Below are 1202 nucleotides of genomic sequence, written 5' to 3'. Positions count from 1 at the left end.
CTAGTGCCTCGTCACGCAGCCTTGAACGGGTAATCCGGGTGGCGGATCTTGGAGCCGGTGGCGAATGACGTTTTCGGTTTGGCGCGTTGGTTGCGCCAGCGGATGTAGTCACCGAGGGCGGCATCCTGCTCGGCGTGGCTGCGGTGGTCGGTGCCGTTGAGGGCGAAGTAGCGCAGGGCGGCGAACTCGGCCTCGATCCAGTTCAGCCAGGACGCGTAGGTCGGTAGGAACACCAGGTCGACGCGGTTGGCGGCGCACCAGGCGCGGACCTCGGGGTGCTTGTGCGGGGAGAAGTTGTCCAGGATCAGGTGCAGGCGTTGGTCGGGCCAGCGGCGGCGCAGAGTCTTGAGGAAGGTCAGGAACTCGCGCCACCGTTTGCGGTCGCGGATGCGGTAGTGCAGGCGGCCGGTGGCCAGGTCCAGGGCGGCGATCATGTGTCGTACGCCCTGGTCGCGGGTGTAAGTGGCACGGAGTCGCACCGGGTGTGCGACGGGTCGCCAGGCCCGTCCTGGGCGGGGTTGCAGGTTCAGCGGCCCGAACTCGTCGACGCAGAGCACCCTGCCGTCGGCGGGTGGGTGGTCGTAGAGGTCCAGGACCTGGCGCATCTTCGTGGTGAAGTCGGGGTCGGTGCTGGCCTTCCACGTCTTGGTGGCCTGCCACGTCACCCCGCGTTCGTGCAGGACACGACGCACGGTCTCGACGCTGATCGTCGTGACGTAACCCGCGGCGATGAGGTAATCGCGCAGTTTGGCAAGCGACCAGCAGGAGAACGGTTGGCCGAGGAAGCGGGGGTCGCACCGGGCGATGACGCAGATCCAGTCGCGGGTCTGCTCATCGATCCGTCTCGGTGCGCCCCCGCTCCATTTTGGGTCCAGGGCGTCGAACCCCCGCTCGTTGAACGCGTGGATCACGTCGCGGACGTAATCCTCGCTGCTCGTGAGCAGGTGAGCGATGTCCGGGGCCGGCTGCCCCTGGGCGGACATCAGCACCACGATCGCCCGCCGCAGCTTCACCGGGTCCTTCGCCGTCCTGGTGATCCGCTGCAACCGCTGGCCCTCAGCCATCGACACCTGCCGGACGAACACTTCCGGCCTTCTGCCCACCGGCCACCACCTCCCACCACGAGTGCTGGGAGACAGCCTGCCCGATCCATCCTCAGAACCGACGCATTACCCGACCAACGTTCAAAGACGAGGCACTAG

The 1202-nt window shown here is 67.1% G+C and carries 1 protein-coding gene; it reads right to left on the bottom strand.

What is annotated here, in order from left to right; all coding sequences use genetic code 11:
- Positions 1-11: 11 nt before the first annotated feature.
- Complete coding sequence (locus AB0B63_RS32495) at positions 12-1103, bottom strand: IS630 family transposase (protein WP_357025895.1); 1092 nt, start codon at positions 1101-1103, stop codon at positions 12-14.
- Positions 1104-1202: the final 99 nt, after the last annotated feature.

It is taken from the genome of Micromonospora sp. NPDC049081, from assembly GCF_040648835.1.
GTDB classification, from domain to species: domain Bacteria; phylum Actinomycetota; class Actinomycetes; order Mycobacteriales; family Micromonosporaceae; genus Micromonospora; species Micromonospora antibiotica.
Note: the sequence above shows the minus strand (reverse complement) of the source record. Positions and strands in the feature narration are given on the sequence as shown.